A 13,994-nucleotide genomic window follows, 5' to 3' on the forward strand; every position below is an offset into this window, starting at 1 on the left:
ACTCAGCGAGGGTGGTGGGGGCGGCGGGCCGCCCAGACGATGCGGCCACCGCGGGCGCCGACGGTGTGCGCCGACGGGTCGTCGGTGGCGACGAGCACCGCGTCGAGCGCGGCGAGGTCGGCGGGGTCGAGGTGGTCGGCGAGGTGCTCGCGCTGGCGCGCGGCGGTCGCGCGCGCCCAGCGGGACGCGTCCGGTCCCGGCGGTACGACGGCGGTCGGCTCGCGCCGGTCGACGACCTCCAGCCCGGCGTCGGTGAGGTAGGGCGTCCAGTCGGGGTAGCGGTTCCAGCCGGCCTGCGCCACGGCGCTGTCGAGGTGCGCGGCGAGGTCGGCGTGCGCCGCGTCGTCGGGCAGGACGGGCGACGTCGCCGTCATCTCGACGACGACGAGCAGACCCCCGGGCACGAGCGCGTCGTGGGCGTCGCGCAGGACCCGGGCCGGGTCGGCGACGTGGTGCAGCGACGCGGACGCCCAGACGACGTCGGCGGTGCCGCCGACATCGGGCCACCCGGCGTCGAGGTCGGCCTCGACGGTGCGCACGCGTGCCTCGAGCCCGGTGCCGGCGAGCCCGTCGCGCAGCCGTCCGAGCATCGCGGGGTCCGCGTCCACGGAGACGACCTCCGCGTCGGGGAACGCGCGGGCGAGGGCGCGCGTCCCGGTGCCGGTCCCGGCGCCGAGGTCGACGACGACCCGCGTCGGGGTCGGTGCGTGCTCGGCCGCGACCGCGACGGCCTGGTCGAGGAGCCCGCCGAACACGGACGCGTCGAGCTCGAGCAGCTCGGCCATCCCGTCGGCGTCGTGCCCGTGCCTGGCGGCATGCCCGTGCCCGGCGGCGTGGCCGTGCCCCGCGGCGTGGCCGTGCCCCGCGGCGTGGCGACGGTCGTGGTCGTGGTGGTGTGCGGGGGAGTCCATGCCTCCACGGTAGGACGGTTCTGCGTGTGAGGCATAGGATCTTGCTCATGACGCAAGAAGTCGACCTCGACGCCGTCGTCCGCCAGCGCATCCGGGGGCTGCGCCTCGCGCGCGGCTGGACGCTCGACGCGCTCGCGGCGCGGTGCTTCCTCAGCCCGTCGACGCTCAGCCGTCTCGAGACCGGGCACCGGCGCATCGCGCTCGACCAGCTCGTGCCGATCGCCCGCGCGCTCGGGACGACGCTCGACCAGCTCGTCGAGCCGGTCGACGACGAGGACGTCGTCATCCGGCCCGAGCCGCAGCGCCGACCGGGGGAGACGACGTGGCTGCTGTCCCGCGACCGCGCGGGGACGATGGTGGCGAAGATGCGCCTGACGCCCGAGCGCGCCGTGGGCCCCGAGCACCAGCGCGTCCACCCGGGGCACGAGTGGTTCACCGTCCTGTCGGGGACGGCCGTCGTCTACCTCGCCGACCGGCGGATCCTCGTGCAGGAGGGCCAGGCCGCCGAGTTCTCGACGATGGTGCCGCACTCGTTCGGCGCGCACGACGGCCCGGTCGAGATCCTCACGATCTTCGACCAGGATGGCGAGCGCGCCCACCTCTCGGGCACCGACCCGACCTGACGCCGTCGAACCCGGAATCGCGTGTCACCGGAGCGGTCGGGTGCCGCGGAACCCCGGGTTCGGCGGCACCCGACCGCTCCGGGACGGCGCGCCCCGGTAGCCCGGCCTGCGTCAGTGGGCCGGGGCGACGTCCTCGCGGTCGGCGCTGCGGCGCAGCGACCGGAGGGCAGCGAGCACGAGCACGACGGCGAGCGCGGCCGCCGCGACGACGACCTCGAACCCGGCGTGCGCGCCGGCCGCGTCGATGCGCGACCCGGCGACGGACGACCCGATCGACACCCCGACGCCGAGCGACGTCCCGACCCACGCGAGGCCCTCGGTGAGCTGGTTCGGTGCGACGAGGTTCTGGACGAGGTTGTTGCCGTTGATGAGCGTCGGCGCGATGGCGAAGCCGGTCACGAACATCACCGCCGCGAGCACGGGCAGCGAGGTGACGAAGAAGAACAGCGAGACGCCCGCGGCGAGCGCGACGATGCCGATGACGAACCGGCGCCACAGCGGTGACACCCAGTGCCGCGCGCCGTACACGAGGCCGGAGATGAGCGAGCCCAGCGCGAACACCGCGAGGATCATGCCCGCGGCACCCTTCTGCCCGTGCTCCTCGGCGAACGCGATGGTCGACACGTCGGTCGCGCCGAACACGATGCCCATCGCCACGAAGATCACGGCGAGCACGATCATGCCGGTGGACCGCATGGCCGAGCGCTGCTTCACCCCCGGCTCGGGCACCACGACGGGCGGTTCCGTCGCGCGCTGGGACAGGAACCACAGCCCGCCGACGACCGCCGCGACGAGCGGGACGAGCAACCCCGCGGAGGGCGAGACGCTCGTGGCGAGGATCGTCGCGAGCACCGGCCCGACGACGAACACGAGCTCGTCGAGCGCCGACTCGAGCGAGTAGGCGGTGTGCAGGCGCCGCGCGTCGGGCACGGTGTGCGTCCACCGGGCGCGGACCATCGACCCGTACGAGCCCTGCGTCGCCCCTGCGACCGCCGCGAACACGTACAGCGTCCACTCCGGAGCCCGTAGCACCGCGCACAGGATGAGCCCGCTGAGACCGATGGCGGACGCGGCCAGCATCGGCAGCATGACGACGCGCTGCCCGGTCCGGTCCACGAGCCGCGCGATCTGCGGCGACACGACCGCCTGCGCGATGATGAGCGCCGCCGCCACGCGCCCGGCGAGGGCGTACTCGCCGTAGATGCCCTGGATCATGAGGATCGTGCCGATGCCGACCATCGACATCGGCAGGCGCGCCACGAGCGCCGCGGCGGAGAACCGCCACGCCCCGGGCAGCGTGAGCACGGCGCGGTAGGGGTTCCGGGACGTCCTGCCCGCCCCCGCGGAGGTGTCCGACGTCGTCTCGTCGGTCGTCAGGTCGTCCCGCCGGTGCTCGGGGTTCTCGGGGTCGTCAGCGCGCGACGGGGAATCCTGGACCACCGTCCCAGTGTCGCACCCGGAAGCCGTCCGCCCGGTAGTGAATTCGTGTCCCGGGGCGAGACGTGACGACCGTCTCCCGCCGGTTGTCCGACGGCCGTGCGACGGCGACGATGGCGCCATGACCGACAGCCCCGCACCCCGCACCCCGACCGTCTCCGTCACCGACGAGGGCGACCGCTTCGAGGCCCGCACCGACGACGGCGTCGTCGCCGGGTTCGCCGCGTACGTCCGCGAGCCCGGGACGGTGATCTTCACCCACACGGAGGTCGACCCCGCGTTCGAGGGCCAGGGCGTCGGGTCCGCGCTCGCCGTCGGCGCGCTCGACCAGGTCCGGGCGTCCGGGGAGCGCGTCGTGCCGCTGTGCCCGTTCATCCGCGCCTACATCCAGCGCCACCCCGAGTACGAGGACCTCACCCGGCGGTGAGACGACGGAGCGCCCTGGTCCCGAGGGACCAGGGCGCTCGCGTGCGTGAGCGAACCGCGAGGGTTCGCGAGGGATCAGGAGATGGTGCCCGTGCCCTCGCCCTCCATGCGCTCGTCGTGCAGCAGCTCGCCCTCGGCGTCGACCGGGACGATCGTGCCGTCGAACGTGATGGGCGAGCCCGACTGGTAGCGGAAGTTCGTCGCGTAGGAGTAGGACTGGCCGGTGCCGAACGTGTAGACCGTCGGCTCGCGGTACGCGCCCGGCGCCATGCCGTCGTCGTTCACGCCCTGCGCCTCGTACAGCGAGTCGTCGACGATGGTGTCCATGCCCTGCATGTAGGGCCAGTCGTCGTAGCGCTCGTCGATGCTCACGAGGCTGGAGCCGAGGTCGATCGGCGCGCCCTCGTTCGTGATGACGTAGTTGACGAAGACGATGTCGTCGCCCTCGGCGATGATCGGCAGGTTGTTCTCCGGGTCGACGAACAGGCCGTCCTTCGTCGCCTGCGTGACGCCCACCTGGTAGACGTCGACGCGGACGTCGCCGATGGTGAAGGTCGAGATCTGCTCGCCCGGGTTCGTGACGGGGTTCGCCCAGTCGGGCTGCTCGCCGCTCGCGCCGGTCTCCTCCGCCGCGGCGTCGTCGACCTCCTCCGCGTCGTCGACCGGTGCCGTCTCCTCCGAGGTGGTCTCCTCGGGCGTCGGCGTCTCGGGCGTGTCGCCGCCGACGTTGATGGTGCACGCGGTGAGACCGAGCGCGAGCGCGGCGGCGACGGTCAGGCGAGCGGCGGAACGGACGGGACGCATGGTGAGCTCCGGGTGTTTCGGGGAGAGGTGCCGCACGGACCATACCCACTGTCCGGCCTCCGCCTCGATGGGGAGCGGTGCCCATGAGACGGCGCGGACGTCCGGGACCTTCGCCTGTTGCGCCGCCGCCGGACCACGAGGACCCTTCCCCTATGCCTCGGCGCCACGTCTCCCCGACCCCGCTCGCGTGCGCGGACCTGCGCGTTCGCCCCGCGACGCCCGCACCGTGGGGGCGCGCGTGACCGCCCTGCGCGTCGAGCGCGCCGACGTCGTCGTCGTGGGCGGCGGTGGCGCGGGTCTCAGTGCGGCGCTCGCGGTCGCGGAGGCCGCGGCCCGGGACGACCGCCGCGCGCCCGTCGTCGCGCTCGTCTCGAAGGTGTACCCGATGCGGTCGCACACCGTCGCCGCGGAGGGCGGGGCCGCGGGCGTGGTGGGCGACGACGACTCGCTGGAGCAGCACGTCGCCGACACCCTCGCCGGTGGCGCGGGGCTGTGCGAGGAGGACGCCGTCCGGTTCGTGGTCGAGCGCGCGGCGGGCGAGCTGTACCGGCTCGAGCGGTGGGGGCTGCCGTGGTCGCGCACGGACGAGGGCGACGTGGCCGTGCGGCGGTTCGGCGGCATGAGCCGCGCGCGCACCTGGTTCGCCGCGGACAAGACCGGCTTCCACCTGCTCCACACGCTGTTCCAGACGTCGTTGCGGTACTCGGGCGCGGACGGCCCCGTCCGCCGGTACGACGAGCACCACGTGCTCGACCTGGTGGTCGACGACCCGGGCGGGCCGGACGCTCGGGTGCGCGGCGTCGTCGTGCACGACCAGCACCGCGGCGAGCCGCTGCTCCTCGAGGCGCCGGCGGTGGTCCTCGCGACGGGTGGCTCGGCGCGCGCGTGGGGGACGAGCACCAACGCCGGGATCTGCACGGGCGACGGGACCGCGATGGCGTTGCGCTCGGGCGTGCCGCTGCGGGACCTGGAGTTCCTCCAGTTCCACCCGACCGGCCTGCCGGGCAGCGGCATCCTGCTCACGGAGGCCGCCCGCGGCGAGGGCGGCGTGCTGCTCGACGCCGAGGGACGCCGCTACCTCGCCGACTACGGCCTGGGTCCGGAGACGCCCGTCGGGTCGCCCGTGCCGCGCACGATGGAGCTCGGGCCGCGCGACCGGCTGTCGCAGGCGTTCTGGCACGCCGAGCGCGACGGGCGCACGATCCCGACGCCCGACGGGGGCGTCGTCCTGCTCGACCTGCGCCACCTGGGCAAGGAGCGGCTCGCCGAGCGGCTTCCCCTCGTGACCGGTCTCGCCAAGCAGTTCGCGGGCGTCGACCCGGCCGCGGAGCCCGTGCCCGTCCGCCCGACGGCGCACTACACGATGGGCGGCATCCGCACCGACGCGCGCGGCGCGACCGGTGTCGCGGGGCTGTTCGCCGCGGGGGAGTGCGCGTCCACCGGCCTGCACGGCGCCAACCGGCTCGGGTCCAACTCGCTCGTCGAGACCCTCGTCGTCGGGCGCGCGGCAGGAGAGGCCGCGCTCGCGTGGGCGCGCGCGGCCGGGCACCACGGGGCCGACGGCGGCGCGGCGGGCGCCGGGGCCGGCGTCGGTCCCGCCTCGGCGGAGGGCGCGGTCGTCGACCGCGCCGCCGAGATCGCGGACGGCTACCTCGCGATGCGCGGCCGCGGCACCGAGCCGCCCGCCGCGATCCGGGCCGAGCTCGGGCGCGTGCTCGACGCGGACGCCGGGATCTACCGCGACGCCGACGGACTGCGGCGGGCGCTCGCGACGGTCGAGGACCTGCGCGTGCGGTACGCCGACGTGCGCGTCGCCGACACGAGCGCCGTGCTCAACACCGACTGGGCGACGACCGTCGAGCTCGGCGCGACCCTGCTCGTCGCGCACGCGACCGTCGCCGCCGCGCTCGCGCGCGAGGAGTCGCGCGGCGCCCACCAGCGCCTCGACTTCCCGGAGTGCGAGTCGGTGGCACACCACTCGGAGGCCCGGCTCGCCCCGGACGGCACGCTAGAGGTAGAGCACGTCCCGGTGGGCGCCGAGCACGATGTTGCTGTCGGAAAGAGCTCGAGAACGACAGGAACGTCGTTCTCGGCGACGAGGGGTGGGGACGCGTGAGCGACGTGACGCCGAGCGCGGAGGGGCGGACGGTGCGGCTGGAGGTCGCGCGCACGTCACCCGACGGCGCGGACGCCGGGCGGCGCGACGTGTTCGACGTGCCCTACGACGACCGCACGTCCGTGCTCGACGCGCTGCAGTGGGTCAAGGACCACGCCGACGCCACGCTGACGTTCCGGTGGTCGTGCAAGATGGCGGTCTGCGGGAGCTGCGGCGTCATGGTCAACGGCCGCCCGGTGCTCGGGTGCGAGACGTTCGTGCGCGGCTACCGCACGTCCGGCCTCGTCATCGAGCCGCTCGCGCACGCCGAGGTGCTCCGCGACCTCGTCGTCGACACCGACACCTTCCTCGGCAAGCTCGCCGCCGTGCAGCCCTGGCTCGTGCCCGACGGCGCCACGCGCCTCCCGCTCGTCGACGCGCCGTCGCCCGTGGCGGGGCCGGGCGACGAGGACGCCGCGGACCTGCCGACGCCGGACGGCACCGACGCGCTGCGGGCGCACGGACCGACGTCGGGCCACCGGCAGACGCCGGGCGAGCTCGCCGCCTTCAAGGGCTTCGCCGAGTGCATCGACTGCATGCTCTGCTACGCCGCGTGCCCGCAGCTCGACGTCGCGCCCGACTTCCTCGGCCCGGCCGTCGTCGCGACGGCCCGCCGCTGGGACGACGACTCGCGCGACGCGGGCGAGCTCGACCGTGCCGACGTCCTCGACACCGAGTTCGGCGCCTGGCCCTGCATCCAGGTCGGCGCGTGCACGCAGGTCTGCCCCAAGGGCGTCGACCCCGCCCGCGCGCTCCGTGACGCCCAGCGCGTCGCGACGGACACGTGGGACGCGCGCGAGCGCCGTCGGACGTCCTAGCCCCCTCGCGAGGTAGAGCCCCAGTCCCGCGAGGTAGAGCCCCAGTACCCGAGGTAGAGCCCTGGTCCCGCGAGGTAGAGGCGTGGTCGTGACCACGCCTCTACCTCGGCGGGGTCGTCAGCTGGCGAGGGCCGCGGAGACGACGTCCTTCGCCTCGGTCTGGACCTGGCTCAGGTGCTCGGCGGAGACGAACGACTCGGCGTAGATCTTGTAGACGTTCTCCGTGCCCGACGGCCGGGCTGCGAACCATGCGTTCTCGGTCGTGACCTTGAGCCCTCCGATCGGGGCGTCGTTGCCGGGCGCGTTCGTGAGCTTCGCGGTGATCGGCTCGCCCGCGAGCTCGGTCGCGGTGACCTGCTCGGGCGAGAGCTTGCCGAGCGTCGCCTTCTCCTCGAGCGTGGCGGGCGCGTCGACGCGCGCGTACCAGGACTCGCCGTAGCGCTCGACGAGGTCGCGGTGGTGCTCGGACGGCGTGCGGCCCGTGGTCGCGATGATCTCGGAGGCGAGGAGCGCGAGGAGCAGGCCGTCCTTGTCGGTCGACCAGACGCGGCCGTCCTTACGCAGGAACGACGCCCCGGCGGACTCCTCGCCGCCGAACCCGACGGTCCCGTCGAGCAGGCCGGGCACGAACCACTTGAACCCGACGGGCACCTCGACGAGGCGCCGCCCGAGGCCGCCGGCGACCCGGTCGATGAGCGCGGACGAGACGAGCGTCTTGCCGATCGCCGCGTCGTCGCGCCAGCCCTCGCGCGCGCCGCCGTAGAGGTACTGGATCGCGACGGCGAGGTAGTGGTTGGGGTTCATGAGCCCGGCGTCGGGCGTGACGATCCCGTGGCGGTCGGAGTCGGCGTCGTTCCCGGTCGCGACGTCGAACGGCGCGCCGCCCTCGGCGTCGCCGGAGTCTCCCGTCATCCCCGCGACGAGCGACGCCATGGCGTGCGGCGACGAGCAGTCCATGCGGATCTTGCCGTCCCAGTCGAGCGTCATGAACGCCCACCGCGGGTCGACCTGCGGGTTGACGACCGTGAGGTCGAGCCCGTACCGCTCGCCGATCTCGCCCCAGTACTCGACCGACGCGCCGCCCAGCGGGTCGGCGCCGATGCGCACGCCCGACTCGCGGATCGCCTCGAGGTCGAGGACGTTCACGAGGTCGTCGACGTACGTGGTGAGGAAGTCGTGCTTGTGCACGTGCTCGGAGGTGAGCGCCTGGGTGAGGGGCACGCGGCGCACGCTCGCGACGCCGTCGCGCAGGATCTCGTTGGCGCGGTCCGCGATCCAGCCGGTCGCCTCGGACCCGGCGGGGCCGCCGTGCGGCGGGTTGTACTTGAAGCCGCCGTCGCGCGGGGGGTTGTGCGACGGCGTCACGACGATGCCGTCCGCGAGGCCGGGGCCCGTGGTGCGGACGCCGTCGACCGTCGTCGCCTCGTTGTGCAGGAGGATCGACTGCGAGACGGCGGGCGTCGGGGTGAACGAGTCGCGCGCGTCGACGTACGTCTGCACGCCCGCGGCGACGAGGACCTCGAGCGCGGTCTGCCACGCGGGCAGCGACAAGGCGTGCGTGTCGCGGCCGATGAACAGCGGGCCGTCGGTGCCCTGGGAGCGGCGGTACTCGACGATCGCCGCGGTGATCGCGATGATGTGCGCCTCGTTGAACGCGTGGTCGAGGCTCGACCCGCGGTGGCCCGACGTGCCGAACACGACCTTCTGCGCCGGGTCGTCCACGTCGGGGGCGAGGTCGTAGTAGGCGCCGACCACGGCGTCGACGTCGATGAGGTCGCTGGGCTGGGCGGGCGTGCCGGCGCGGGGATCCATGGGTCGATCCTGCCAGGGGTGACGTCTGCGCGTCAGCCGGTACCGCCGTCCGGTCGGGTTCTACCCGGCAGGTCCGGAGTTCGCGCGGTCGATCGCCATCTCGACGGCGTCGAGGAGGCGGTCGAGGCTCGCGTCGAACGGGCCCTGCGGGGCGTCGAAACCGCCCGCGACGTAGACGCGCGTCATGACGGGGTAGCGCGCGACGTCGAACCAGTCCTCCCAGAAGCTGCCGAGCGTCGTCCAGTACTCGTCGTTGCCGACGCCGGTCGCGTCGCGCTCGGTCCGCTCGGCGACCGTCGCGCGCGCGAGGCCTTGGACGTAGTTGTCGACGAGGCCGAGCGTGTCGACGACCTGGAGCTCGGAGAGGCCGGTGTCGACGATCGTGCGCAGCCCCGCCTCCTGGGCGTCGAGCACGTGGGGCGCGAGCGGGGCGCGCCACATGTTGGTCTGGAGGATCCACGGGTGGCGCAGGTAGAGGTTCCACAGCTCGTGCGCGTACTGCGCGAGCGCGGTCCGCCACGGCGCGCCCGCAGCGGGCAGGTCGAGCTCGGCGTACGCGCGGTCGATCATGAGGTCGACGAGCTCGGTGCGCCCGGGCACGTAGGTGTAGAGCGACATCGCGCCGACGCCGAGCTCGGTCGCGACGCGGCGCATGGACAGGGCGTCGAGCCCACCCTCCTGCGCGACGGCGGTCCCGGCCCGCACGACGTCGTCGAGCGTGAGGCGCGGCTTGCGACCGCGCGTCGCGGGGGCCGGCGGGTCCCACAGGAGCGCGAGGCGGCGCGTGATCTCGGGCGTCCGCACGACCTCGGTGAACTGGGCCCGGGCGTGCTCGGCGGCCTGCACGGCGGAGGCGACCCCGGCGTCCGCGGCCGCGACGACGCCGAGCGGGCGCTCGGGCTCCTCCGGTTCCGGGGCGGCGGGCGAGGGCTGCGGGGTGCCCGACGGCGCGAGGTCGCCGTCGCGTTCGTCGGTGCGGTCGGTCGTCACGTGCGTATCCTCCCCGACTTCGGTCGCGCCCCGCCCGGACGAGCCTGGCGGAACAGGGGGCTTGCCTCTTTCCGTACACCGTATGCTAACGTGGATCGTCAATTTCGGTACGGCGTACGAAAGGGTGGCTCCGGTGATCCGAGCCCGTGGCCTGACCAAGACCTTCCACCGCAAGAAAGAGACCGTCGAGGCCGTCAAGGGCATCGACGTCGACGTCCGGGAGGGCGAGCTCGTCGCTTTCCTCGGCCCCAACGGGGCCGGCAAGTCCACGACCCTGAGGATGCTGACGAGCCTCCTCGAACCGACCGCCGGGACCGCCGAGGTCGCCGGCTACGACGTCTCCCGCGACCCGGCCCGGGTCCGCTCCCGCATCGGCTTCATCGGCCAGGGCAACGGGGGCGGGTACTCCTACCGGGTGCTCGACGAGCTGCACAACCAGGGCCGCTTCTACGGCCTCCCGCCCGCCGAGTACGCGCGGCGCGCCACCGACCTGCTCGCGGCCCTCGACCTCGGCGGGCTCGAGAAGCGCACGGTCCAGTCGCTCTCGGGCGGCCAGCGGCGACGGCTCGACGTCGCGCTCGGGCTCATGAACCACCCGCCGCTGCTGTTCCTCGACGAGCCGACGACGGGCCTCGACCCCCACGCGCGCGCCAACCTGTGGGAGCACATCGCGGCGATGCGCGAGCGGTACGGCATGACGATCGTGCTCACCACGCACTACCTCGACGAGGCCGACAGCATGGCCGAGCGCGTCGTCGTCATCGACCACGGCGAGATCATCGCCGACGCCACGCCGGACGCGCTCAAGCACAGCCACGCCGACGACGTCATCACGCTCGCGGTGGTCCCCACGGCGGGCGGGAGCAGCGTCCCCGGCGAAGGGCCGGGCGCGGTGCCCGACGTCGTCGGCCGCGTCCGCGCGTCGCTCGCCGAGGACGGGGGCCAGGTCGAGACCACGAGCGGCGCCGACGGGGTCGTGACCGTCCGGATCTCCACGACCCACGGTGCCGACCGGCTGCCCGAGGCCATCGAGGCGCTGCGCGTCGGCGGCCTGGCCGTGCGCTCGGCCGAGCTCAAGCAGGCGAGCCTCGACGACGTGTTCCTCAACCTCACCGGTCGCAGCCTGCGAGAGGAGGCCGCATGAGCACGCGCACCGACCTCTCGTCCCCGGCCAGCCGGACGACGCCGGGCACCGACGCGTTCCTGCGGACCGGGGTCGCGAAGTTCTTCGCCGACACCTGGGCCGTCTTCACGCGCGAGATCCTGCTCGTCCTGCGCGACCCGTTCACCCTGATCTTCTCGCTGCTGCAGCCGCTGATCTTCCTCGGGCTGTTCGGCCCGCTGCTCACGGGCGCGGTCGGCGGGTTCGGGGGCGGCGCGTCCGGCGGCGGCGGGTCGACCGCGGAGACGCTGCAGTGGTTCGTGCCCGGCGTGATCGTCATGATCTCGCTGTTCGGCACCTCGATGAGCGGGTCGAACCTGCTCTACGAGATGATGACCGGCTCCTACGAGCGCGTCCTCGCGACCCCGCTCGACCGGTCCGCGATCCTCGTGGGCCGCTCGCTCAAGGAGTTCGCCCCGCTCGTCGTGCAGGGCCTGCTCATCGCGCTCGTCTGCGTCCCGTTCGGGTTCACGCTCTACCCGCTGCACCTGCTCGTCGGGCTGCTGCTGCTCGGCCTGTTCGGCATCGGCGTGGGCGCGCTGTCCATCGCGCTCGCGCTCGCCGCGAAGAACCGCGAGTGGCTGTTCTGGGGCGTGCAGCAGTCGCTGCTGTTCCCGCTCCTCATCCTGTCCGGGATGATGCTGCCGCTCGAGGCCGGCCCGGCGTGGATGCGGACGGCGGCGCTGTTCAACCCGCTGACGTACATCGTCGACGCGGAGCGCGCGCTGCTCTCCGGGTCGTTCGCGAGCACCGACGTCCTGTGGGGCTTCGTCGCCGCCGCGGTGACGTGCGTCGTCGGCCTGTGGGTCGGCATCCGCCGCACCCGCAAGACCGTCTGACCTGAACCCCCGGCCCCGCTGTGGGCATGAATTGGGCCCGGTTCTCACCGCAGAACCGGGCCCAATTCATGCCCACAGCGCGGGCGGGACGTTCGTCCCGGGTCGGGCGGACGTCGTGCCCGTTTCGGCGGCGTTCGTCCCGGAGCGCGCCGGGGGCGGTCGTACGCTCGCATCGGCCCGGTGAGCCGGGCGGACGACGGGACGGGAGGGGCGAGGGTGAGCGAGACCGGGACGGTACGGGGGGCGCGGGACCGGGCAGGGAGGGTCGTCGTGCGGCGGCACGCCGAGGCCGTCGCGGCGGCGCAGGACCCCGTCCTCTTCTCCAGCGCGGCGTCGGCCCACCTGCAGGTGCCCAACGGCCTCGACGGCGCCGAGCACGCGCGGGCGCGCCGGCTCCTCGACCCGTTCTTCGCCCCGGACGAGCTCGCGTGGCTCGCCCCGGTGCTCGACGACCTCGCCGCCGGGCTGGTCGACGACGTCGCGGGCGGCCCGTTCGACGCCGTCGAGCTCGGCGCGCGGTACGCCGTGCGCGCCCAGTCGGCGTGGCTCGGCTGGCCCGCCGAGCTCGAGCCCGAGCTGCTCGACTGGGTCGCCGAGAACCGCGCCGCGACCCGCTCCGGCGACCGTGCCTGGACGGGCCGCGTCGCCGCGCGCTTCGACCGCATCGTCCGCGGCCTGCTCGCCGCGCGCCGCGCCGGCGCGACGGCCGGCCCGGAGCCCGAGCCCGCCGCCGGACCCGACGTCACCGCCCGGCTGCTCGCCCAGCGCGACGACGGCCGTCCGGCCTGGACGGACGAGGAGCTCGTCTCGATCCTGCGCAACTGGACCGGGGGAGACCTGTCCTCGCTCGCCCTGTGCGCGGGCGTCGTCGTGCACTGGCTGGCCGAGCACCCCGGTCACCAGCACCACCTGCGCGACGCCCCGGACCCCGCGCTCGACGCGGCGGTCGACGAGATCCTGCGGATCGACGACCCGTTCGTCTCCAACCGGCGCGTCGCGACGCGCGACACCGTCGTGGCCGGGTGCCCCGTCGCCGCGGGCGAGCAGGTCGTGCTCGACTGGCGCGAGGCCAACCGCGACCCGGAGGCGTTCGACGACCCCGCCGCGTACGACCCGGAGGGCCACGCCGACCGCAACCTCGTCTACGGGACGGGACCGCACGTGTGCCCGGGCCGCCCGCTCGCGACGCTCGAGCTGCGCGTCCTCGTCCGCCGACTCCTGCGCGCGGGCACCGTCGTGCACGACGACGCGCGGCCGGCCGAGCGCGAGACCGCGCCCGTCGCGGGCTTCCGCACCGTCCCGGTGCGCGTCGTCGCCGCCCCCTGACCCTCGGAGCCCCGACGGCGCCCGAACCCCGACGAGACGGGAGACGTGGCCCCTCCGACACCGGCCGGAGGGGCCACTTCTCCCGTCTCGTCGGTCGCTACGAGGCGAGGTCCGCACCCGCGGCGGGTCCGGCGTCGGGCACGCGCGGCCACGGGACGGCGCCACCCGCCGCGAGCGACGCGCGGGCGTCGAGCACGCGCTGGTTGGTGCTGCCGCGGAACGCGAGGGTGAGGTCGCGGCGCGCGAGCTCGAACCGGCCGTCGACCAGCACGTCGACCTCGGCGAGCAGCGCGCGCTTGCCGGGGGAGCCGGTGTGCAGCTCCTCGAAGGTGTAGCCCGTCCAGCACCACACGTCCTTGCGGTCGCCGTGCTCCGCGCGGAGGCGGCGCACGAGCCGCAGGCACACCTCCGTGTTGAGGAACGGCTCCCCGCCGAGCAGGGACAGGCCCTGCACGGCGGGGTGCGCGAGGTCGGCGAGGATCCGCGCCTCCAGCGCGTCGTCGTAGGGGCGTCCGTAGCGGAAGCTCCACGCCGCCTCGTTGAAGCAGCCCTCGCACGCGAACAGGCAGCCGCTCACGTACAGCGAGCAGCGCACGCCCTCGCCGTCGACCATGACGAACGGCTTGTAGTCCGCGACGTACCCCCGGCTGACGCGGTCCGAGCGCCAGCCGGGGTCCGGGGTGCGTGCCAC

The 13,994-nt window shown here is 74.4% G+C and carries 13 protein-coding genes; 7 read left to right on the forward strand and 6 right to left on the reverse strand.

Features of this window, described 5'->3' with window-relative positions:
* Positions 1-2: 2 nt before the first annotated feature.
* Positions 3-911 carry a class I SAM-dependent methyltransferase gene (locus JOE63_RS03910; protein ID WP_239576613.1) on the reverse strand — a complete coding sequence of 303 codons (909 nt, stop codon included), beginning with the start codon at positions 909-911 and terminating at the stop codon, positions 3-5.
* Positions 912-958: 47 nt separating this feature from the next.
* On the opposite strand from JOE63_RS03910, the gene JOE63_RS03915 reads away from it, so the two are divergent.
* A complete protein-coding gene (locus JOE63_RS03915) occupies positions 959-1,534 on the forward strand; it encodes a helix-turn-helix domain-containing protein (protein WP_204539315.1) in 576 nt (191 codons plus the stop codon).
* A 111-nt stretch (positions 1,535-1,645) separates the two neighbouring features.
* Here the strand turns inward: JOE63_RS03915 and JOE63_RS03920 are convergent, their stop codons facing one another.
* Positions 1,646-2,911, reverse strand: coding sequence for an MFS transporter (locus JOE63_RS03920; RefSeq protein ID WP_239577121.1), 1,266 nt, complete (start codon positions 2,909-2,911; stop codon positions 1,646-1,648).
* A 181-nt stretch (positions 2,912-3,092) separates the two neighbouring features.
* On the opposite strand from JOE63_RS03920, the gene JOE63_RS03925 reads away from it, so the two are divergent.
* A complete protein-coding gene (locus tag JOE63_RS03925) occupies positions 3,093-3,398 on the forward strand; it encodes a GNAT family N-acetyltransferase (RefSeq protein ID WP_087470833.1) in 306 nt (101 codons plus the stop codon).
* A gap of 74 nt (positions 3,399-3,472) precedes the next feature.
* On the opposite strand, the gene JOE63_RS03930 is transcribed toward JOE63_RS03925, so the two are convergent.
* On the reverse strand, positions 3,473-4,201 hold the full coding sequence (locus JOE63_RS03930) for a hypothetical protein (protein ID WP_087470834.1): 729 nt from the start codon (positions 4,199-4,201) through the stop codon (positions 3,473-3,475).
* Between the two features lie 238 nt (positions 4,202-4,439).
* On the opposite strand from JOE63_RS03930, the gene JOE63_RS03935 reads away from it, so the two are divergent.
* Both JOE63_RS03935 and JOE63_RS03940 read left to right on the forward strand, forming a co-directional pair.
* Positions 4,440-6,317: an FAD-binding protein gene (locus JOE63_RS03935; RefSeq protein ID WP_204539318.1), complete on the forward strand. Its 1,878-nt coding sequence runs from the start codon at positions 4,440-4,442 to the stop codon at positions 6,315-6,317.
* The gene (locus tag JOE63_RS03940; RefSeq protein ID WP_204539321.1) at positions 6,314-7,174 is read left to right on the forward strand and encodes a 2Fe-2S iron-sulfur cluster-binding protein; all 861 of its coding nucleotides are present in this window, start codon (positions 6,314-6,316) and stop codon (positions 7,172-7,174) included. Before JOE63_RS03935 ends, JOE63_RS03940 begins: the two co-directional genes overlap by 4 nt.
* A gap of 117 nt (positions 7,175-7,291) precedes the next feature.
* Here the strand turns inward: JOE63_RS03940 and pgm are convergent, their stop codons facing one another.
* Positions 7,292-8,986 carry a phosphoglucomutase (alpha-D-glucose-1,6-bisphosphate-dependent) gene (gene pgm, locus JOE63_RS03945; protein WP_204539324.1) on the reverse strand — a complete coding sequence of 565 codons (1,695 nt, stop codon included), beginning with the start codon at positions 8,984-8,986 and terminating at the stop codon, positions 7,292-7,294.
* A 60-nt stretch (positions 8,987-9,046) separates the two neighbouring features.
* Positions 9,047-9,976, reverse strand: a complete 930-nt coding sequence (locus JOE63_RS21340; RefSeq protein WP_204539327.1) for a TetR/AcrR family transcriptional regulator — start codon at positions 9,974-9,976, stop codon at positions 9,047-9,049.
* Between the two features lie 133 nt (positions 9,977-10,109).
* On the opposite strand from JOE63_RS21340, the gene JOE63_RS03955 reads away from it, so the two are divergent.
* The 3 genes from JOE63_RS03955 (at position 10,110) to JOE63_RS21620 (ending at position 13,303) form a co-directional block, all read left to right on the forward strand.
* The gene (locus JOE63_RS03955; protein ID WP_307839922.1) at positions 10,110-11,120 is read left to right on the forward strand and encodes an ABC transporter ATP-binding protein; all 1,011 of its coding nucleotides are present in this window, start codon (positions 10,110-10,112) and stop codon (positions 11,118-11,120) included.
* Positions 11,117-11,977: an ABC transporter permease gene (locus JOE63_RS03960; protein WP_204539336.1), complete on the forward strand. Its 861-nt coding sequence runs from the start codon at positions 11,117-11,119 to the stop codon at positions 11,975-11,977. The genes JOE63_RS03955 and JOE63_RS03960 overlap by 4 nt, the downstream gene beginning before the upstream one ends.
* A gap of 216 nt (positions 11,978-12,193) precedes the next feature.
* Positions 12,194-13,303, forward strand: a complete 1,110-nt coding sequence (locus JOE63_RS21620; protein ID WP_307839923.1) for a cytochrome P450 — start codon at positions 12,194-12,196, stop codon at positions 13,301-13,303.
* A gap of 97 nt (positions 13,304-13,400) precedes the next feature.
* Here the strand turns inward: JOE63_RS21620 and nrdG are convergent, their stop codons facing one another.
* Positions 13,401-13,994, reverse strand: a complete 594-nt coding sequence (gene nrdG, locus JOE63_RS03970; RefSeq protein WP_204539339.1) for an anaerobic ribonucleoside-triphosphate reductase activating protein — start codon at positions 13,992-13,994, stop codon at positions 13,401-13,403.

It is taken from the genome of Cellulosimicrobium cellulans (assembly GCF_016907755.1).
Classification (GTDB): Bacteria; Actinomycetota; Actinomycetes; order Actinomycetales; family Cellulomonadaceae; genus Cellulosimicrobium; species Cellulosimicrobium cellulans_D.

Excerpts from the sequence above, each read along its gene's own strand:
- JOE63_RS03925 (WP_087470833.1), top strand. The coding sequence starts at position 3,093 with ATGACCGACAGCCCCGCACCCCGCACCCCGACCGTCTCCGTCACCGAC.
- JOE63_RS03915 (WP_204539315.1), top strand. The coding sequence starts at position 959 with ATGACGCAAGAAGTCGACCTCGACGCCGTCGTCCGCCAGCGCATCCGG.
- JOE63_RS03960 (WP_204539336.1), top strand. The coding sequence starts at position 11,117 with ATGAGCACGCGCACCGACCTCTCGTCCCCGGCCAGCCGGACGACGCCG.
- JOE63_RS03930 (WP_087470834.1), bottom strand. The coding sequence starts at position 4,201 with ATGCGTCCCGTCCGTTCCGCCGCTCGCCTGACCGTCGCCGCCGCGCTC.
- pgm (WP_204539324.1), bottom strand. The coding sequence starts at position 8,986 with ATGGATCCCCGCGCCGGCACGCCCGCCCAGCCCAGCGACCTCATCGAC.
- JOE63_RS03910 (WP_239576613.1), bottom strand. The coding sequence starts at position 911 with ATGGACTCCCCCGCACACCACCACGACCACGACCGTCGCCACGCCGCG.